The sequence below is a fragment of the Thauera sp. AutoDN2 genome (assembly GCF_051280715.1).
Taxonomy (GTDB): domain Bacteria; phylum Pseudomonadota; class Gammaproteobacteria; order Burkholderiales; family Rhodocyclaceae; genus Thauera.
Genome location: NZ_JBNCAR010000027.1, coordinates 1 through 17,899, shown reverse-complemented (window position 1 = coordinate 17,899; position 17,899 = coordinate 1). Strand labels below are relative to the sequence as shown.

At 65.8% G+C, this 17,899-nt stretch carries 18 protein-coding genes; 13 read left to right on the top strand and 5 right to left on the bottom strand.

What is annotated here, in order from left to right:
* Positions 1–75: 75 nt before the first annotated feature.
* A complete protein-coding gene (locus ACPT9U_RS13520) occupies positions 76–528 on the bottom strand; it encodes a rhodanese-like domain-containing protein (protein WP_435751317.1) in 453 nt (150 codons plus the stop codon).
* A 60-nt stretch (positions 529–588) separates the two neighbouring features.
* Here ACPT9U_RS13520 and ACPT9U_RS13515 point away from each other — a divergent pair, with 60 nt between their 5' ends.
* The 12 genes from ACPT9U_RS13515 (at position 589) to ACPT9U_RS13460 (ending at position 12,456) form a co-directional block, all read left to right on the top strand.
* On the top strand, positions 589–1,788 hold the full coding sequence (locus tag ACPT9U_RS13515; RefSeq protein WP_435751316.1) for a cation diffusion facilitator family transporter: 1,200 nt from the start codon (positions 589–591) through the stop codon (positions 1,786–1,788).
* Between the two features lie 227 nt (positions 1,789–2,015).
* On the top strand, positions 2,016–3,425 hold the full coding sequence (glnA, locus tag ACPT9U_RS13510) for a type I glutamate--ammonia ligase (RefSeq protein WP_418365444.1): 1,410 nt from the start codon (positions 2,016–2,018) through the stop codon (positions 3,423–3,425).
* 137 nt (positions 3,426–3,562) lie between these two features.
* A complete protein-coding gene (locus ACPT9U_RS13505; RefSeq protein ID WP_435751315.1) occupies positions 3,563–4,057 on the top strand; it encodes a DUF4124 domain-containing protein in 495 nt (164 codons plus the stop codon).
* Positions 4,058–4,111: 54 nt separating this feature from the next.
* Entirely contained in the window at positions 4,112–5,179 is a 1,068-nt protein-coding gene (gene glnL, locus ACPT9U_RS13500) for a nitrogen regulation protein NR(II) (RefSeq protein ID WP_418365446.1), read from the top strand.
* 66 nt (positions 5,180–5,245) lie between these two features.
* Positions 5,246–6,664, top strand: a complete 1,419-nt coding sequence (ntrC, locus tag ACPT9U_RS13495; RefSeq protein ID WP_418365447.1) for a nitrogen regulation protein NR(I) — start codon at positions 5,246–5,248, stop codon at positions 6,662–6,664.
* Positions 6,665–6,849: 185 nt separating this feature from the next.
* Positions 6,850–7,614, top strand: coding sequence for a biotin--[acetyl-CoA-carboxylase] ligase (locus ACPT9U_RS13490; RefSeq protein ID WP_418365448.1), 765 nt, complete (start codon positions 6,850–6,852; stop codon positions 7,612–7,614).
* The gene (locus tag ACPT9U_RS13485) at positions 7,611–8,363 is read left to right on the top strand and encodes a type III pantothenate kinase (protein WP_418365449.1); all 753 of its coding nucleotides are present in this window, start codon (positions 7,611–7,613) and stop codon (positions 8,361–8,363) included. The genes ACPT9U_RS13490 and ACPT9U_RS13485 overlap by 4 nt, the downstream gene beginning before the upstream one ends.
* Before the next feature lie 23 nt (positions 8,364–8,386).
* Entirely contained in the window at positions 8,387–9,751 is a 1,365-nt protein-coding gene (locus ACPT9U_RS13480) for a TrpB-like pyridoxal phosphate-dependent enzyme (RefSeq protein WP_418365450.1), read from the top strand.
* A 60-nt stretch (positions 9,752–9,811) separates the two neighbouring features.
* Positions 9,812–10,747 carry an SPOR domain-containing protein gene (locus tag ACPT9U_RS13475; RefSeq protein WP_418365451.1) on the top strand — a complete coding sequence of 312 codons (936 nt, stop codon included), beginning with the start codon at positions 9,812–9,814 and terminating at the stop codon, positions 10,745–10,747.
* Between the two features lie 10 nt (positions 10,748–10,757).
* On the top strand, positions 10,758–11,375 hold the full coding sequence (gene coaE, locus ACPT9U_RS13470; protein ID WP_435751314.1) for a dephospho-CoA kinase: 618 nt from the start codon (positions 10,758–10,760) through the stop codon (positions 11,373–11,375).
* Between the two features lie 96 nt (positions 11,376–11,471).
* Positions 11,472–12,227, top strand: a complete 756-nt coding sequence (gene zapD, locus ACPT9U_RS13465) for a cell division protein ZapD (protein ID WP_418365453.1) — start codon at positions 11,472–11,474, stop codon at positions 12,225–12,227.
* Positions 12,228–12,234: 7 nt separating this feature from the next.
* Positions 12,235–12,456, top strand: coding sequence for a DNA gyrase inhibitor YacG (locus ACPT9U_RS13460; protein ID WP_418365454.1), 222 nt, complete (start codon positions 12,235–12,237; stop codon positions 12,454–12,456).
* A gap of 13 nt (positions 12,457–12,469) precedes the next feature.
* Here ACPT9U_RS13460 and ACPT9U_RS13455 read toward each other — a convergent pair whose 3' ends face one another.
* Both ACPT9U_RS13455 and ACPT9U_RS13450 read right to left on the bottom strand, forming a co-directional pair.
* Complete coding sequence (locus tag ACPT9U_RS13455) at positions 12,470–13,450, bottom strand: Nudix family hydrolase (protein ID WP_435751313.1); 981 nt, start codon at positions 13,448–13,450, stop codon at positions 12,470–12,472.
* On the bottom strand, positions 13,450–14,322 hold the full coding sequence (locus ACPT9U_RS13450) for an ATP-binding protein (protein WP_435751312.1): 873 nt from the start codon (positions 14,320–14,322) through the stop codon (positions 13,450–13,452). Before ACPT9U_RS13450 ends, ACPT9U_RS13455 begins: the two co-directional genes overlap by 1 nt.
* 367 nt (positions 14,323–14,689) lie before the next feature.
* Between ACPT9U_RS13450 and mltA the strand changes: the two genes are divergently transcribed.
* On the top strand, positions 14,690–15,715 hold the full coding sequence (mltA, locus tag ACPT9U_RS13445) for a murein transglycosylase A (protein ID WP_435751336.1): 1,026 nt from the start codon (positions 14,690–14,692) through the stop codon (positions 15,713–15,715).
* 74 nt (positions 15,716–15,789) lie between these two features.
* Here mltA and ACPT9U_RS13440 read toward each other — a convergent pair whose 3' ends face one another.
* Complete coding sequence (locus ACPT9U_RS13440; protein WP_435751335.1) at positions 15,790–16,494, bottom strand: DsbC family protein; 705 nt, start codon at positions 16,492–16,494, stop codon at positions 15,790–15,792.
* Positions 16,495–16,544: 50 nt separating this feature from the next.
* Positions 16,545–17,708 carry a UbiH/UbiF family hydroxylase gene (locus ACPT9U_RS13435; protein ID WP_435751311.1) on the bottom strand — a complete coding sequence of 388 codons (1,164 nt, stop codon included), beginning with the start codon at positions 17,706–17,708 and terminating at the stop codon, positions 16,545–16,547.
* Positions 17,709–17,899 lie beyond the last annotated feature (191 nt).

Genomic DNA, 17,899 nt, shown 5'->3' with positions numbered 1-17,899 from the left:
TTACGGGCGTCGGACCCTGCACGCGGCGGCGGGTTCGGCCGGGCCGCGCGGGGCCGGGTAAGGAGTTGTTGCAGCTCAGCCCTGATACCAGGGCAGGCCGGCATGGCGCCAGCCACCAGTGCGGTTGCGCTGGTTGTTGGCGTCCTTGTCGCCCTCGAAGCCTTCGAGGACGTTGTAGCAGTTGGCATAGCCCGCCGAGGTGGCGAGGCGCGCAGCCGAATCCGAGCGCACGCCGGAGCGGCAGATGAACAGCACCAGCGCCTCGGGATCGACCTGATGCTTGAGCTGGGCCAGGAAGTTGGGATTTTCCTGCATCGAGGGATAGGACTTCCACTCGATCTCCACCGCACCCGGCACCCGGCCGACCCAATCGAGTTCGGCGCGCGTGCGCACATCCACCAGCTTCGCGCCGGGGGCGAGCTGCATCACCTGCCAGGTTTCAGCGGGCGTCAGCGCGCCCGGGTACGCCAGCCCCAGGTTTTCCGCACGTGCGTGCGCAAGGGACAACAAGTCCGACAGGGTTCCCATGCGAACATCCGTCTAAAATGTAGGTCGGCCGAAGTATAGCGCGTCCGCCGCGCCACCCCCATGCACCCCTCACACGCCCCCCAAAGACCCTCCGGCACCGCCACAGCCCGCGAACTCCAGCATGATGACGGCGCGCGCGGAAAAGGCATCCAGCGCACCACCCTGGTCGCCATCATCACCAACGCGGCCCTGGCCGTGGGGCAGGTCATCATCGGCCTGTTCGCCAATGCCTTCAGCCTGGTGGCAGACGCGGCGCACACGCTGTCCGACCTGGTCACCGACCTGCTCGTGCTGGTGGCAGGGCGCAAGGGCGCCGACCCCGCCGACACGGACCATCCCTACGGCCACGGTCGCATCGAGACCGCGACCACCCTCGTGCTGGGCGCGGTGCTCGCGGGGGTGGGCATCGGCTTCCTGTGGAGTTCGGGCGTGCGCCTGCAGCACATGGACGCATTGCCGGAGCTGCATCCGGCTGCACTGATCATGGCGCTGATCACCCTGTTCGCCAAAGAGGGGCTGTTCCGATTCACGCTCTCGGCCGCACGCCGCCTGCGCGCGCCCGTACTCGAGGCCAACGCCTGGCACGCGCGCTCGGACGCTGCCTCCTCACTGGTGGTGGCGGCGGGCATCGGCGGCAGCCTGGCGGGCTACCCCTTTCTGGAGCCGCTCGCGGCGGCAGTGGTCGGTTTCCTGATCCTGCACATGGGGCTGAAGCTGGCCTGGAAGGCGGTCGGCGAGCTGATCGACACGGGACTCCCCGAGGAGGAACTCCAGCGTCTGCGCAAGACGATCGAGGACACGCCGGGCGTCATCGGGCTGCACGACATGCGCACCCGGCGCATGGCCGACCGCGTGCTTTGCGATGCCCATGTGCAGGTCGATCCACGCATCACGGTATCCGAGGGGCACCGCATCTCCGACGCGGTTTACATGCGCGTTCGCACTGCACACCCCGAGGTGCGTGACGTGCTGGTTCACATCGACCCGGAAGACGACGGCGACCTGCAGGTCGTGCCGCCGGGCCCACTACCCGAACGTGCAGAGATCGTCGCCAGCATGCGCACACTGCTCGGCGCGGACTTGCCCCCGCCCTCGCGCGTGCAGATCCACTACCTCGGCCAGCGCGTCGAGGTTGAACTCTTCCTGTCTTCGGCCCCCGCCGGCCTGGAACTCGACGCACTGCAACAGCGCATCGCACACTGGCTCAGGGCCTACCCCCGCTTTCGGAGCATCCGGGTATTCCACACCCTTGCACCATGACGGTGCATGCCAACCCCGCACCGCACCACCTGGGTGCAGAATCAGGCGGACTCAGGCACCGCTTTCGGGCATAGCCCCTTATGGCACAATGATTCGCGCATCTGCGAAACTTGGCACGCTTACTGCTTAGTGCCTTGCACAGACATCCGGTGCAACGACCTCGACCTCTTGCGGCCGCTGCTCCACCCGCTCAACACCCGCATCGCCTCATCTCACCAGGAGTGAAAATGAACGCCCAAGACGTCATGAAGCTGATCCAGGAAAACGAAGTGCGCTTCGTGGACCTGCGCTTTACCGATACCCGTGGCAAGGAGCAGCACGTCGGCCTGCCCGTGTCCGCTTTCGAAGAAGAGCACTTCGAGCACGGCCATCCCTTCGACGGCTCGTCGATCGCCGGCTGGAAGGGCATTCAGGCCTCCGACATGGTGCTGATGCCGGAGCCCTCCTCCGCTTACATCGACCCCTTCTTCGACGAGACCACCCTGGTCATCACCTGCGACGTCATCGAGCCGTCCGACGGCAAAGGCTACGATCGCGACCCGCGCTCGATCGCCAAGCGCGCCGAGGCCTACCTGAAGAGCACGGGCATCGGCGACACCGCTTTCTTCGGCCCGGAACCCGAGTTCTTCATCTTCGACTCGGTCGAGTGGTCGGTGGACATGTCGGGCGTGTACAGCAAGATCATCTCGGAAGAGGCCGCCTGGTCCACCGCCGACAAGTTCGAAGGCGGCAACACCGGCCACCGTCCGCGCGTCAAGGGCGGCTACTTCCCGGTCCCGCCGGTCGACAGCCTGAACGATGTGCGCGCCGCCATGTGCCTGGCGCTCGAGGCCTGCGGCGTGCCGGTCGAGGTGCATCACCACGAGGTGGCCAACGCCGGCCAGTGCGAGATCGGCACCAAGTTCAGCACGCTGACCAAGCGCGCCGACTGGACCCAGGTACTCAAGTACATCGTGCACAACGTCGCCCACCAGTACGGCAAGACCGCCACCTTCATGCCCAAGCCCATCGTTGGCGACAACGGCTCCGGCATGCACGTGCACCAGTCGATCTGGAAGGACGGCCAGAACCTGTTCGCAGGTAACGGCTACGCCGGCCTGTCCGAGATGGCCCTGTATTACATCGGCGGCATCATCAAGCACGCCCGTGCGCTCAACGCCATCACCAACCCGGGCACCAACTCGTACAAGCGCCTGGTGCCGCACTATGAGGCCCCGACCAAGCTGGCCTACTCGGCACGCAACCGCTCGGCCTCGATCCGCATCCCCTACACTGCCAACCCGAAGGGGCGCCGCATCGAAGCGCGCTTCCCGGATCCCCTGGCCAACCCCTACCTGTGCTTCGCTGCGCTGATGATGGCGGGCCTGGACGGCATCCAGAACAAGATCCACCCGGGCGACCCGGCCGACAAGAACCTGTACGACCTGCCGCCGGAAGAGGATGCGCTGATCCCGACCGTGTGCACCAGCCTCGAGCAGGCGCTGGAGTATCTCGACAAGGATCGCGAATTCCTGACCCGTGGCGGCGTGTTCTCCAACGACTTCATCGACGCCTACATCGCACTCAAGCAGGAAGAGGTCGACCGCATGCGCATCACCACTCACCCGGTGGAATTCGACATGTACTACAGCCTGTAATCCAGGGATTACTGCGCAATCAGGAAAGGACGGGCATTGCCCGTCCTTTTTTTCTGGAGTCTAATCAGGCTTCATTCCGCAAGGACAAGGGAGCACGATCGTGCATTCGCCACGGAAGCGGCCCCCAGGACACGTGCATGCATCCATCGAAACTCCTTCCCCTGATCCTGCTTGCCGGCCTCGCCCCGTCTGCATGGGCCGACATCTACAAGTGCACCGACCCCGACGGACGAGTGACCTACACCAACGACCGCTCGCTCGGACGCGGCTGTGTACGCCTCGAGTCAGACCAGGCGGTGTCGACCATCCCCGCGCCCCCGCGCAGCCCGGCAGCGAGCACGCCAAAGGGCACGCCTGCGGCGGCGACACCCGGAAGTTTTCCGCGCGTAAGCCCCGACGATCAGCGCAACCGTGACGACGCACGCCGCAAGGTTCTCGAGGGCGAGCTCGAGCACGAGGAAAAGTCCCTCGCCGAAGCCGAGCAGGCGCTCGCCGAACAGGAGTCAATCCGAACGGGCGACGAGCGCAACTACCAAAAGGTGCTCGATCGCCTGCAGCCCTTCAAGGACAAGGTCGAGCTCCACAAACGCAACATCGAGGCCCTGCGCCGGGAGATCTCGGGTCTGCGATGATCCACATCTGGCGCGTATCTTGCTTCTGATTGAAAGAATCCCTCGGACGCGCCCATGCCAACCCCTCCCAGCCACACCGCCGCAGCCCCATTTGCCGGACTCGAGTTGCTGTCCTCTGCCGTCATCCTGGTGGATGGGCAGTTGGCGATCCGCTATATCAATCCGGGCGCAGAAAATCTCTTCGCCATCAGCCAGCGCAAGCTGCTCGGCCAGCCTCTCGAGCGTCTGCTCGGGAAGCCCGCAGGGCTGAGCGCGGCACTCGAGAACGCACTGCGCACGAACTGGAGCTACACCGGGCAGGACCTCACGGTAACCTGCAGGGAAGCCAGCCCGATCCGCCTGGACTGCACGGTCACACCCATCGAGGCGGCGGGCGCACGTTTGCTGCTGGAGTTCCGCCCCATCGACGCACAGCTGAGGGTCGCACGGGAAGAACAGCTGCTCCAGCAGCAGCAGGCCAACCGAGAGCTGATCCGCAACCTCGCGCACGAGATCAAGAACCCGCTGGGCGGCATCCGCGGCTCGGCACAGTTGCTGCAGCACGAGCTTGACGACCCGCAGCTGCGCGAGTTCACCGACGTCATCATCGCCGAAGCGGACCGCCTGCAGGACCTGATGAACCGGCTGCTGAGCTCACACTGCATGATGCGGCCGGCGGCGCTCAACATTCATGACGTGCTCGAGCGGGTGCGCAGGTTGATCCTCGCGGAGTTTCCCGCCCTCGACATCCGCCGCGACTACGACCTCAGCCTGCCCGAGCTCACCGCCGACCGCGAACAGCTCATCCAGGCCGTGCTGAACATCGTGCGCAACGCAGCCCAGGCGCTCGGTGGCAGTGGCGAGATCAGGTTGCGCACCCGGGTTGCACGCCAGGTGACACTCGCCAAGCGCCGGTACCGGCTGGCACTGGAATTGCAAGTGATCGACAACGGCCCCGGCATCCCCGCGGAGATCCGCGACCGGATCTTCTATCCGCTGGTCTCCGGGCGCGAGGGCGGTAGCGGGCTAGGGCTGTCGCTCGCGCAAAGTTTCATCGAGCAACATCAGGGCATGATCGAGGTCGACAGCCGCCCCGGGCGCACCTGCTTCACGATCCTGCTGCCGATTACCGAGCGCGCCTGAGCGCCTTCGTGCCCCGCCCCCGCGGGAGACCGAAGCGCCGGCACGCACCAAAAAGGTGCATAGACCATGAACACCGTCTGGATCATCGACGACGACCGCTCCATCCGCTGGGTGCTGGAAAAGGCACTCGGCAGGGAGGGCATCGACCACGCCAGTTTCAGCTCCGCAGGCGACGCACTCGCAGAACTCGAGCGTACCCCGCAAGCCCCAGCCGCACTGCTGTCCGACATCCGCATGCCGGGCGAAACAGGGCTGGACCTGCTGCGCAAGGTCAAGGAGCACCACCCTCACCTGCCGGTCATCATCATGACGGCCTATTCGGACCTGGACAGCGCGGTGGCGGCCTTCCAGGGCGGCGCCTTCGAGTACCTGCCCAAGCCCTTCGACGTAGACCAGGCGGTAGCACTGGTGCGCCGTGCGCTCGAGCAGACTGCGCACCAGCATGGTGCGAGCGAGGAAACCTCCCTCGCGCCCGAAATCCTCGGCCAGGCGCCGGCGATGCAGGAGGTGTTCCGCGCGATCGGCCGCCTCGCCCACTCCCACGCCACAGTGCTGATCAACGGTGAGTCCGGGTCGGGAAAGGAGCTCGTGGCCCGCGCACTGCACCGCCACAGCCCGCGCCGTGACGCCCCCTTCATCGCCATCAACACCGCGGCCATCCCGCGCGACCTGCTTGAATCCGAGCTTTTCGGCCATGAGCGTGGCGCCTTCACCGGGGCCGCGACCCAGCGCCGCGGACGCTTCGAGCAAGCCGATGGCGGAACCCTGTTCCTGGATGAGATCGGCGATATGCCGGCCGAGCTGCAGACACGGCTGCTGCGCGTGCTCTCCGACGGCCACTTCTACCGCGTCGGCGGCCAGCAGCCAATCCGCGCAAACGTTCGCGTGATTGCCGCCACCCATCAGGACCTGGAAGAACGCGTGCGCCAAGGCCTGTTCCGCGAGGATCTTTTCCACCGCCTCAACGTCATCCGCCTGCGCCTGCCGCCGCTCCGCGAACGGCGCGAGGACATCCCGCTACTGGTACGCCACTTCCTGCAGAAGAGTGCGCAAGATCTCGGCGTGGAACGCAAGCGTATCTCCGACGCCGCGCTCGATTACCTTCAGGGCCAACCCTTCCCGGGCAACGTACGCCAGCTGGAAAACCTGTGCCACTGGCTGACGGTGATGGCGCCAGCCCAGATCGTCGAGGTCGCCGATCTGCCGCCCGAGATGCGCGACCAGCCTGGACGCGAAGCGCCCACGAGCTGGATCGAAGGGCTGTCCTCCGAGGCCGACCGCCTGATCGCGACCCACCCCGGCGAAGTATTCGACCGCCTCACGCGTGACTTTGAGCGAGCCCTGATCCGGCGCGCGCTTGCAGCCACAGGCGGAAGGCGCATCGAGGCGGCACAACTGCTCGGCATCGGTCGCAACACCATCAGCCGCAAGATCCACGAGCTTGGCATGGACGAAGACGCGCCCGGCAACCACACCGAGAGCTGAGCCCCACGTGGGGCTGCGCCCTGCTCGTCCGCGCGGCCCTGATCGCGGATAATGCGTCTTTTCCTCCCGCATTCGACGAGCCCGTGCCACCTCAAGTTCCACCGCCAGCAGCTTCCCCCCCATGTGCACACCCCCAGCCCGCGGTCGGAGCCGATGCGGTCGCCGCGGTGCAGGCGAGGCTGGGCATGCTCGCAGGCGACTTCTCCATCATTTGGGTGGACGAGTGCGCTTCCACCAATGGCACGCTCACCGCGGCCCCGCCCGCCGACGATGGCCGGGTGCATGTGCTCGTCGCGAACCGGCAGACCGCGGGTCGAGGTCGGCGCGGGCGGGCGTGGCTGTCATGGCCAGGTTCCAGTCTGACGTTTTCGGTGCTATGGCGCTTCATGCCCGGCGCACCGGCCCCCGCCGGACTTTCTTTGGTGGCGGGCCTCGCACTGGCGCGCGCGCTCGAGGGGCTCGGTGCCCAGGGCATCCAGCTCAAATGGCCCAACGACGTGCTCGTACACGGCGAGAAGCTCGCAGGCATTCTCGTCGAACTGCTGCCCGCGCGCGGTCGCCCACCGGCAGCGGTGATCGGCATCGGGCTCAACCTGCACCTACCCACCGGCATCTCGGTCCCGGGGCAAAGCGGCGTAACCGATCTCTCACGCACCCTCGAGCATGAGCTGCCCGCGGCGACGATCGTTCTGGCCGCAATCCTGACCGAGCTCCACGGGCTGTTCAGGATCTATGCCAGCGCAGGCTTTCCGGCGCTGCGCGGCGCCTGGCAACAGCGCCATGCCTTCACCGACCTGCCTGTCTGCATCCGCGGTGAAGACAGCGCCCTCTACGGGATCTGCGCGGGCGTGGATGAGGACGGGGCGCTGTTGCTGCGCACCGAGGCAGGGCTGCAGCGCGTGCTTGCGGGCGATGTTTCCCTGCGGCCCGGCGATGGAGCTGGTGCATGAAGCTCCTGCTCGTCGACGCCGGAAATACGCGCATCAAATGGCGCGTGGTGCGCGCCGTGCAGCCGCTCGAAGCGCTCATGGAAGGGGCGATCGGGCATGGCGAGGTGCAGGCGCTCGGCCAGATCCGCGCTGCGAACCCCGACCTTGCACGCGTCTTCGGCTGCAACGTCGCGGGGGCGGCAGTCGCCACACAGATCGCTGACGCCTGCGGGGGGCTCGCTGTGGACTGGCTGCTATCGAGCCATCACTGCGCGGGCCTGACCAATCTTTACGACGAACCCGCCCAACTCGGCGCCGACCGCTGGGCTGCACTCATCGGCGCCCGCTACCTTCAGGGCGGCCCCTGCCTGGTCGTCATGGCCGGCACCGCCACCACGGTGGATCTGCTCACCGCCGACGGCGTCTTCCTGGGCGGTCTGATCCTGCCCGGCGTGACGCTGATGCAGCAGTCCCTGGCGCGTGGCACCGCACAACTGCCGCTCGCAGACGGCCGCTTCACCCCGCAGCCCCGCCGCACGGTCGACGCAATCCATTCCGGTTGCATTCAGGCCCAGGCCGGCGCCATATGCCGTATGTTCCGCCAGATCGAGGCAGAACCGGGTGCGATCTGCCTGCTCGGCGGTGGAGCAGCAGACAGCTTTGCCCACCTGATCGAAATTCCGCTGCGCCGCATCGACAACCTGGTCCTCGCCGGACTGGGCGTTGCCGCAACCGACGCATCACGGGAAACCTCACCCATAACGAACTGAAACGCACACAAGGGAGAACCACGATGGAAGCCACCCGCATCCTGCTCGACGCCGCCGACATCCCCACCCACTGGTACAACATCGCTGCAGACCTGCCCACGCCGCTCGCGCCGCCATTGGGGCCAGACGGGAAGCCCGCCACCGCCGAGCAGATGGGCGCCATCTTCCCGCCCGCGATCCTCGAGCAGGAGATGAGCACCGAGCGCTGGATCGCGATTCCCGAGCAGGTGCGTGAGATCTACCGCCTCTGGCGCCCCAGCCCCCTGGTGCGCGCGGTGCGCCTGGAGCAGGCTCTGGGCACGCCCGCGAAGATCTTCTTCAAGTACGAGGGCGTTTCGCCCGCAGGCTCGCACAAACCCAACTCCGCGGTGCCGCAGGCCTTCTACAACAAGCAGGCCGGCATCACCCGCCTGACCACAGAGACCGGAGCCGGCCAGTGGGGCTCGTCGATCGCCTTCGCCGGGCAGATGTTCGGGCTGGAGGTGCGCATCTACATGGTCAAGGTCAGCTACGACCAGAAGCCCTACCGCCGGCTGATGATGCAGACCTGGGGTGGCGAGGTCTTCGCCAGCCCCTCACCGCACACCGAGACCGGCCGCCGCCTGCTCGCCGAGAACCCGGACAACCCCGGCTCGCTCGGCATCGCGATCTCCGAAGCGGTGGAAGAGGCCGCCGGCCGCGCCGACACCAACTACACCCTGGGCTCCGTGCTCAACCACGTCGTGCTGCACCAGAGCATCATCGGCCTGGAGGCGAAGAAGCAGCTCGACAAGGTCGGCCTCTACCCCGACGTGGTGATCGGCCCCTGCGGCGGTGGTTCGAGCTTTGCCGGCATCGCCTTCCCCTTCCTAGCCGATAAGGCCGCGGGGGACAAGCGCGCCGAAGCACTGCGCTGCGTCGCGGTCGAACCCTCGTCCTGCCCCACCCTGACCAAGGGCACCTACGCCTATGACTATGGCGACGCCTCGGGCTTCACGCCACTTATGAAGATGTACACCCTCGGACACGACTTCATGCCGCCCGGCATCCATGCCGGCGGCCTGCGCTACCACGGCGACTCACCGCTCGTGTCCAACCTGCTCCATGCCGGCCTGATCGAGGCGAGCGCGGTGTCGCAACTGGCGACCTTCGAGGCCGGCGTGCAGTTCGCCCGCGCCGAGGGCATCATCCCGGCGCCGGAGTCCTGCCACGCGATCCGCGCCGCCATCGACGAGGCGCTCGCCTGCAAGGCCACCGGCGAATGCAAGACCATCCTGTTCAACCTGACCGGCCACGGTCACTTCGACATGAGCTCCTACGAGCGTTACTTCACCGGCCAGCTCGAAGACTACGACTACCCGGCCGATGCGGTGGCGCGCTCGCTCGCACACCTCCCCAAGCTCGGCTGAGCACGGGTCGACTGCGCCGCCCGGGTTCCCCCCGGGCCGACGCTCGTCTAAGCTATCGGCATGACCCTGCGCTTCCTGATCATCCTGCTGCTGATGCTCAACCTGCTGGCCTACGCCATCGTGCGTGGCTGGCTGGGCGAGGCTGGGCAACTCGGCGAACCCCATCGCATCTCCGGGCAGTTGCACCCGGAGCGCATCCGCCTGAGCGGCGACAGCGGGCCCCAAGCCGCACTGGTGAGCGCAATCCCCGCCCTGCCCGGCGCAGATGCATCCGAGGACGGAACCACAGCCACCATCGCCGAGCCCGAGATGCCACCCGTCGCGCCAGAAACGGGCCCAGAGGGCGAGAACGATGCGGCGCCCAGCACGACCTCCGCGCCGTCGGCGGTCGACGAAACACAGGCTACCGTCGGCATGTCGGCGACGAATGGCACGCAGGCGTCGGAACAGACCGCAGGGACAGATGCCGAGGACCCCGAAAGCGATCTGGCGGAAGGGGACATCACGACTGCCGCGCCCTCGCTCGGAAGCCCACCCGCCATGCCCGCGCAGGCCACATGCCAGGCCTGGGTCGGCCTATCCGGCGAGGAGGCCGAGTTGCTCGCCCAACGCCTGCGCCGCATCGGCCTCACTGCAACACGCACGCGCAGCGATGCACCCGAGTCGTGGTGGGTACGTATTCCGCCCCAGGGCAGCCGCAGCGCAGCCGAACGACGGGAGGTGGAGCTTAATCTGCAGGGCGTGACCGATACCTTCATCGTGCAGGAAGCCGGCCCCGCCCAATACGCAATCTCGCTGGGCCTGTTCAAGACGGAGGCCCGTGCACGCGTCCTGCTCGACCAGTTGCGTGCGCGCGGCGTTCAGGGGGCTGGCATCGAAGCCCGCATGCGAACAAATCATCGTATCGAGGCGAGGGTCCTGGAAGACCAATTGCGTGTCGTCGAGTCCGCCGCGCGTGGCCTGACCGCAAAACGCCAGCCCTGCTCCCCACGCTGACGTCCAACGCATGCATCCCACCCCCCCCTACATCGTCGGCCTTACCGGCGGCATCGGCAGCGGAAAGAGCGCTGCGAGCGATCATTTCGCCAAGCTTGGCGCCACGGTGGTCGATACCGACCTCATCGCGCACGCACTCACCGCACCGGACGGCGGCGCAATCGAATCCATACGCCAGTGCTTCGGCGATGCACTCATCGCCGCAGACGGAAGCCTCGACCGCGCAGCGATGCGTGCACTGGTCTTCACGCAACCGGAAGCTCGCCGCCGCCTCGAATCCATCCTGCATCCGATGATCGGAGAACAGAGCACAAAGCGCTGCCTGGAGGCCCCCGGGCCTTACGTGATTCTTGCCGTTCCTCTGCTGATCGAGTCGAAGACCTACCGCGAGCGGTGCGACCGCATCTGCGTCGTTGACTGCCCGGAAGCCCTCCAGCGTGCGCGCGTGAAGCGCCGTAGCGGACTCCCCGACGCGCAAATCGACGCCATCCTGTCCGCCCAGGCCAGTCGGGCCGAGCGCCTCGCCGCCGCAAACGATGTCATCGACAACTCCACCTCGCTGGAGGTCTTGCAGGCACAGGTCGAGCGCCTGCATGCCCTTTATCTGGCGGCCGCGGCAGCCCGCTGAACGCCGGCGGCCGCGACCGCCCCCGGCTGCGTGATACAGGGCCTGTGCTATCATCGTCGCGATTGAAAAGGGCGCAAGACAGGCGGAAAGATTGCGGTGATCAGCTACGAATATCCTCTCAACGAGCGCATCCGCACGCTGTTGCGTCTGGAGGATCTGTTCGTGAAGATCGCACACTTCACGGCCGGCGACACCCCGCAGGATCACCACGTCGCACTGCTCACGATCTTCGAGACACTGGAAGTGGCGGGCCGGGCGGACCTCAAGGTCGACCTGGTCCAGGAACTCGAGCGTCAGCGCCAGATCCTGATGTCCTTCCGCAACAACCCCGAGATCTCCGAGGAAGCGCTCTCCGGCGCGCTCTACGAGATCGAGCAGGCATCAAGCAGCCTGCTCGCAATGGCCGGAAAGATCGGCCAGTACCTGCGTGAGAACGAATGGTTGATGAGCATCCGCAGCCGGGCCGCTATTCCCGGCGGTGTCTGCCAGTTCGACCTGCCCTCCTACCACTTCTGGCTCAATCGAGATCCGGAGGTCCGCCGCCGCGACATGGAGGTGTGGATTCATCCAATGTCGCCGATTCGTGACGGCATCGAAATCGTACTGCGGCTGCTACGCAGCAGCGGTCGTCCCGAGCCGCAACTCGCCCGCGGCGGAGCGTTCCAGCTCACCATGGCGGGGCGCACGGCGCAGATGGTACGTGTTCGGCTCGCCCGGGCAGAAACGGTCGTCCCCGAAATCAGCGCCAACAAGTATGCGCTGAACGTACGCTTCATGCTCCCGGAAACGGTCGCTCGCCCCCGCTTGGCCGAGCGCGACGTGGCCTTCGAGCTGACCTTTTGCTCGCTGTGAACACGCAATGACCGAGCGCGTCCGCACCGTCAACTGTCCGACCTGCGGGAAGGCGGTACCTTGGACGCCGGAGAGCCGGCATCGCCCCTTCTGTTCCGCACGCTGTCGCCAGATCGATCTCGGCGCCTGGGCGTCCGAAGCCTATCGCGTACCCACCTCTCCGCCCGACGCCCCGCTGGACGACATCGACTTCCAGCCTCCGGGCCTCGGGGAGGGACGCAAGCGCTGAAAGCACAGCCCGCCTAGCCCACCGCTTTCACCGGAACCACGGCATCCGACTGCCCCCCATGCCACAGCCCGCGGATCGCGGCGATGCCGTGGGCGCCAGCATCGCGGGCCGTCTCCATGTCATCGGGCCGCAGGCCACCCAGCGCGAATACCGGTATCGGCAAACCCGCCACCTGCTCGGCAAAGGCAGGCCAACCCAGTCCGGCACGCCCCGGGTGACTACGTGTGGGGAGCACCGGCCCCAGCAGCGCGTAGTCGAGCCCAAGCGCCGCCGCATGCTCGAGCTCCGCACGCGTATGGCAGGAGGCGCCTACCCACTCGAAGTCCGGCCGGGCCTCAGCCTGAAGAAGATCCGCAGCCGGCAAATGCAGCCCGTCAGCACCGATTTCGCGCGCCAGGCACGCGTCGGCATTGAGCAGCAGCACCCCCCCATGCTTGCGCACGCGTGCAAGCGCTGCACGCGCAAAACGCGCACGCACTGCGCCAGACAAGCCGCCTTCGCGCACTTGCACCAAGCGCAGCCCCCCTGCAAGCGCACGTTCCAGCGCATCGAGCTGCGCATCAGCACCGATCTCAGCAGCGTGGGTGATGCCCATCGTGCGCGGCAGACGTAACGCCTTCAGGATCGGACCGTTCGCTGGAAGCATGGGCTCGCACGCGGCTTCCTCGGGCAAGACCCAGGCAAGCGCGGCGTGAACATGCTCCACGAGTTCGCCCTCCCATGCAGCGACCTCGAAAAAATGCAGACGTACATGGGCATGTTCGTATAGGTGCTCGCGCCGTAGCCATGGCCGCAGCTTCGTCACGCGAATGCCAAGTTCCTCCTGCAGTTCCCTGCACAAAGCCTCCGCGACGCTCTCGCCGGCTTCGACCTTTCCACCCGGGAATTCCCAATAGCCGGCATACACGGTGTCCGCTCCGCGCTGGCCAAGCAGATAGCGCCCGTCCGGACGCAACAGAACGCCAGCGGCGACATCGACCCGTTTGCGTACCATCACACTGCCTCTTGGAGGCGCCCGGCGTGGTCACGCGCAAACTGCCAGGCCACGCGCCCGGAGCGCGATCCGCGCATCAGTGCCCACTGCAGGGCCTCCTGGCGTGCGGCTTCGATCTCGGCCGGAGCAACGCCGAAGCTACCCAGCCAGTGGGCGACGATGTCCAGGTATTCATCCTGGCTGAACGGGTAGAAGGAAACCCAGAGGCCGAAGCGCTCCGAAAGCGAGATCTTCTCCTCCACCGCCTCGCCTGGGTGCAGTTCCCCATCCACGTGCCGTGCCTGGAGGTTCTCATCATGGTATTCAGGCATGAGATGGCGCCGGTTGGAGGTCGCGTAGATCAGCACGTTGTCGGACATCGCCGAAACCGATCCATCGAGCACGCTTTTGAGCGCCTTGTAGGCGTCCTCTCCCTCCTCGAATGAGAGATCGTCGCAGAACAGAATGAAGCGCTCAGGGCGCCCCTCGAGGAGTTCGACAATCTCGGGGAGATCCATCAGATCGCCCTTGTCAACCTCGATCAGACGCAGCCCACGCTCCGCATATTCGTTCAGCAAGGCCTTGACCAGGGAAGATTTTCCCGTGCCACGGGCGCCCGTCAGGAGAACGTTGTTCGCCCGCCGCCCGGCAAGGAATTGGCGGGTGTTACGGTCGACGCGTTCCTTTTGCTCGTCTACGTCCTGGATGTCCGCAAGCCGGATGCCGTGCGGAGATTTCACCGCGTGCAGCATCGCGTGCCCACGGCGGCGCTGCCAGCGAAAAGCGCGGGCCGCGTCCCAGTCGGGCGCGCTTGCCGGACCGGGCAAGAGAGTTTCCAGGCGCTCGAGCACACGCTCGGCGCGGCGGAGCAGATCGGCGAGTTCAGTCGTCATCAGGAGTGTCGAAGGTGGTCAGTGCGCAGGGCCATCGGCACCGGGCCCGTGCCCGGTATACTCGCAGCCACGCCAACAATTCAAGCGAATGCTCAGGATATCACCCATGCACCTCCGCAGGCCCGCGCTCCTCAAGGACGCTGCGCAACGCCGCCTGAACACCCGTGCCCGTCAAATCGTTACACCCGCCCTGGTCGCGATGTTGCTGGGCGCCTGTAGCCATGCACCGGCCCCACAGGAATCGGCCGCAGGCAGCACCTGCCCACCGCCGGCGCCGTGCCAAGCCTGCCCCCCATGCGCAGGTCCTGGCCCCGCAGCGCCAGCGGCACCCTCCACGCGCCCCTTGCGCGCGGTCAGTTGGGCCGATATACCGGGGTGGCGGCTCGATGACCCGGCGTCGGCTTGGCCAGCCTTGCGCACTTCGTGCTCCACCTTGGCGCGCCAGCCCGCTTGGCAAGCCACGTGCGACGCCGCCGAACGGATCGGTGACAGGCCGACCGAAGCGATCGTACGGCAGTTCTTCGAGAGCCGCTTCACCCCCTGGCAACTCGTCAACCCGGACAGCAGCACAGAGGGACTGGTGACGGGCTATTACGAACCGCTGATCCAGGGCAGCCGCCAGCGCAACACCCGCAGCCGCTGGCCGATTCACGGCGTGCCGGCCGACATGCTGACCGTGGAACTCGGCGACGTGCATCCGGAGCTAAAGCATCTACGCTTGCGGGGGCGCATCGTCGGTAACAAGGTGGTACCGTACTGGAGCCGCCAGCAGATCGACGACCGCGGCGGGCAGCTTCCTGCACCCGTGCTGCTCTGGGCGGATGACCCGATCGATCTGTTCTTCCTTCAGGTCCAGGGCTCCGGGCGGGTACGCCTGCCAGATGGCAGCATGGTTCGGGTTGGCTATGCAGACCAGAACGGACACCCTTACCAATCCATCGGTCGCTGGCTGGTGGCGCAGGGCGAGCTCACCCTCGACAGGGCGTCCATGGACGGCATCAAGCGTTGGGCGCAGGACAACCCGCAACGGCTCAAGGAACTGCTGCACGCAAACCCGAGCTACGTCTTCTTCCGCGAGCTGCCGAGTTCGAATGAGGGCCCCATCGGAGCGCTCGGTGTCCCGCTAACGGAAGGGCGTAGCATCGCGGTCGATCCCCGCTTCGTCCCGCTTGGCGCGCCCGTGTTCCTCTCGACGAGCTTCCCGAACAGCAGCCGACCGCTCAACCGTCTCGTGCTTGCCCAGGACACCGGCGGCGCGATCAAGGGAACGGTGCGGGCAGACTTCTTCTGGGGCTTCGGCGCTGAGGCTGGACGAGAAGCCGGACGCATGCGCCAGCAAGGGCAGATGTGGGCGATCCTGCCCAACGGCATGACGCCTCCCGCCCTGCGCTGAACGCAGCCCCCGTTGGTGCTTGCATGCGAAACCGATTTCTCGAGCGGCTACACGCCGCCCGGGAAGCTCCCGGCTCAGCGCTCGGCGTCCTCGATCGCCTGCTCCAGTTGCACACGCGGCATGTAGCCGCCGATACGCGTGCCATCGGCGAGGAAGATGGTCGGCGTTCCCGTGACGCGCAAGCTCTGGCCAAGCTCGATATTGCGCGCGATCGCACTGGTATCGCACTTCGCGTCAGTCGGCACCTTGCCGCTGACCACCCAATCCGTCCACGCCTGTGCGGCATCATTGGCGCACCAGATGTTGTCGGATTTCTTCGCCGAGTCTTCACTCAGGATGGGGTAGAGAAAGGTGTACACCGTCACATCGTCCATCTCGGCAAGCTCCTTACCCAGACGCTTGCAGTATCCACAGTTCGGGTCCTCAAAAGTCGCGATGACCCGCGTCCCCTTACCTCTGACAAGTTTCACGGCCTGATCGAGCGGGAGCGAAGAGAAGTCGATCGCGGAGAGCTCATTGAGTCGAGCCTGGGTGATGTTCTGTCGCGACGAAGTTTCAATAATGCTTCCATCAAGGATGAAGCTGTTCGTGGCATCCGTGTACACCAGCTGCCCGTTCTTCAGCACCACCTCATACAGGCCGCCGTATCCAGTTTTCGTCACTGATTCGACCGCAGGCGCACCGATGAAGGCCTCCATCTGCTTCCGGACATCGTCCTCACTCGCTTGGACTGTGCCCGTAACGAGAACGGTGCAGGCAAAGGCAAGGGGCGTGGCCATGGTACGTGTGAACGTACCCATTGTTCGATTCATCTGATTCTCCAATGCATTCAAAGGCGACCGTTCGCAGCGTAACGGACAAGCACGTCCTTTAAGACCGGCAAGCGGGTCGTGAGGTTCAGCCCAGCATTGCGCAGTAGAGAAAGGACGGGATCCCGGGTTCCAAAGAGGCGATTCAGGCCGTGCGTGGCGTACTGCAACAAGAAGGGCTCCTCCGCCCGACGACGCGCATAGCGGCGCAGGACCCTCAGATCGCCCGGGTCCTCCCAGGAGGCGAGCCCCGCCAGCTCTTCGGCAAGCACCCTTGCATCCTGGAAGCCGAGATTGATGCCATGCCCCGAAAGCGGATGAATCGCGTGTGCAGCATCACCGATGAGCGCAACCCGAGTCTGCACCGTTTCGGCCACCCGCATCAGCCGCAAAGGAAACGCCGCGCGCGGCGCAAGCAGCGAGAACGCCCCAAGCCGATGCGCGCCCGCTTCGGCCACATGCGCGCAGAACGCAGCGTCGTCCAGCGCGAGGAGCGCATCGGCGATCTCATCCGGTGCAGACCAGACGATGGACACCGCGTCCCCTGCAAGCGGTAGCCACGCCAGCACGCCGTCCTCGCGAAACCATTGGAATGCGGTGCCATGGTGCGAGCGCTCACAATGCAAATTCGCGACCACACCCTTCTCGTGATATGGCGTGACAGATGCCCGTATACCTGCCTGCCGGCGTACCCAAGAGTCCCTTCCATCCGCCCCTACCACCAGCCTTGCAGACAGGCGTCCTCCATCCTGGAGCACGAGCGAAACACCACCGTCGTGCCTTTCCATGGCATCAGGTGCACCAGGGCAGAACAGCGTCACGTTGTGTTGACGCTTCACGCTCTCCCACAGTTCCACATGCACGAGACTGGATTCAGCAATCCATGCAAGCTGCGCCAAGCCGCTCTCGTAGGCCGAAAAGTTCAGCTTCCCACCTGCGTCGCCCTCGATAAGCATCTCGGCCACGGGACAAAGACGACTTCTATCGAGATGCTCCCAGACACCGAGCGATTCCAGAAAAGCCGCACTTGCAGGACTGTACGCATAGATCCGCGTATCCCACCCGTCACTGCGCTTCGGGGCTGCATGCTCCACGAGTGCGATTCTCAACGCGCTTCGCCGAAGCGCGACGGCAAGCGCAGCACCCGCAAGGCCACCACCGACGATGATGAGATCGAACTTCATCGTGATCTCCGAAATCTCTCAAGCCCCGGATTGTGCCTGATGGTTCTGGGCGCGTCACACCGCTACCGAGACGTCAGCTGCAGTTGGCGCCGTGTAGACGCACGAACGCCCTGATGATTTAATTTTCATCAGGGCGTTGTGTAGTTGGGTTAGTCTGACGATGACCTACTTTCACGAGGGCGGACCTCACT

What these genes read in the sequence shown, in the direction of transcription:
- ntrC (WP_418365447.1), top strand. Translation starts at nt 5,246, where the DNA reads ATGAACACCGTCTGGATCATCGACGACGACCGCTCCATCCGCTGGGTG.
- ACPT9U_RS13475 (WP_418365451.1), top strand. Translation starts at nt 9,812, where the DNA reads ATGACCCTGCGCTTCCTGATCATCCTGCTGCTGATGCTCAACCTGCTG.
- coaE (WP_435751314.1), top strand. Translation starts at nt 10,758, where the DNA reads ATGCATCCCACCCCCCCCTACATCGTCGGCCTTACCGGCGGCATCGGC.
- ACPT9U_RS13480 (WP_418365450.1), top strand. Translation starts at nt 8,387, where the DNA reads ATGGAAGCCACCCGCATCCTGCTCGACGCCGCCGACATCCCCACCCAC.
- ACPT9U_RS13450 (WP_435751312.1), bottom strand. Translation starts at nt 14,322, where the DNA reads ATGACGACTGAACTCGCCGATCTGCTCCGCCGCGCCGAGCGTGTGCTC.
- ACPT9U_RS13455 (WP_435751313.1), bottom strand. Translation starts at nt 13,450, where the DNA reads ATGGTACGCAAACGGGTCGATGTCGCCGCTGGCGTTCTGTTGCGTCCG.
- glnA (WP_418365444.1), top strand. Translation starts at nt 2,016, where the DNA reads ATGAACGCCCAAGACGTCATGAAGCTGATCCAGGAAAACGAAGTGCGC.
- ACPT9U_RS13515 (WP_435751316.1), top strand. Translation starts at nt 589, where the DNA reads ATGCACCCCTCACACGCCCCCCAAAGACCCTCCGGCACCGCCACAGCC.
- ACPT9U_RS13435 (WP_435751311.1), bottom strand. Translation starts at nt 17,708, where the DNA reads ATGAAGTTCGATCTCATCATCGTCGGTGGTGGCCTTGCGGGTGCTGCG.
- ACPT9U_RS13490 (WP_418365448.1), top strand. Translation starts at nt 6,850, where the DNA reads ATGCTCGCAGGCGACTTCTCCATCATTTGGGTGGACGAGTGCGCTTCC.
- ACPT9U_RS13485 (WP_418365449.1), top strand. Translation starts at nt 7,611, where the DNA reads ATGAAGCTCCTGCTCGTCGACGCCGGAAATACGCGCATCAAATGGCGC.
- ACPT9U_RS13505 (WP_435751315.1), top strand. Translation starts at nt 3,563, where the DNA reads ATGCATCCATCGAAACTCCTTCCCCTGATCCTGCTTGCCGGCCTCGCC.
- ACPT9U_RS13440 (WP_435751335.1), bottom strand. Translation starts at nt 16,494, where the DNA reads ATGGCCACGCCCCTTGCCTTTGCCTGCACCGTTCTCGTTACGGGCACA.
- glnL (WP_418365446.1), top strand. Translation starts at nt 4,112, where the DNA reads ATGCCAACCCCTCCCAGCCACACCGCCGCAGCCCCATTTGCCGGACTC.
- ACPT9U_RS13520 (WP_435751317.1), bottom strand. Translation starts at nt 528, where the DNA reads ATGGGAACCCTGTCGGACTTGTTGTCCCTTGCGCACGCACGTGCGGAA.
- ACPT9U_RS13460 (WP_418365454.1), top strand. Translation starts at nt 12,235, where the DNA reads ATGACCGAGCGCGTCCGCACCGTCAACTGTCCGACCTGCGGGAAGGCG.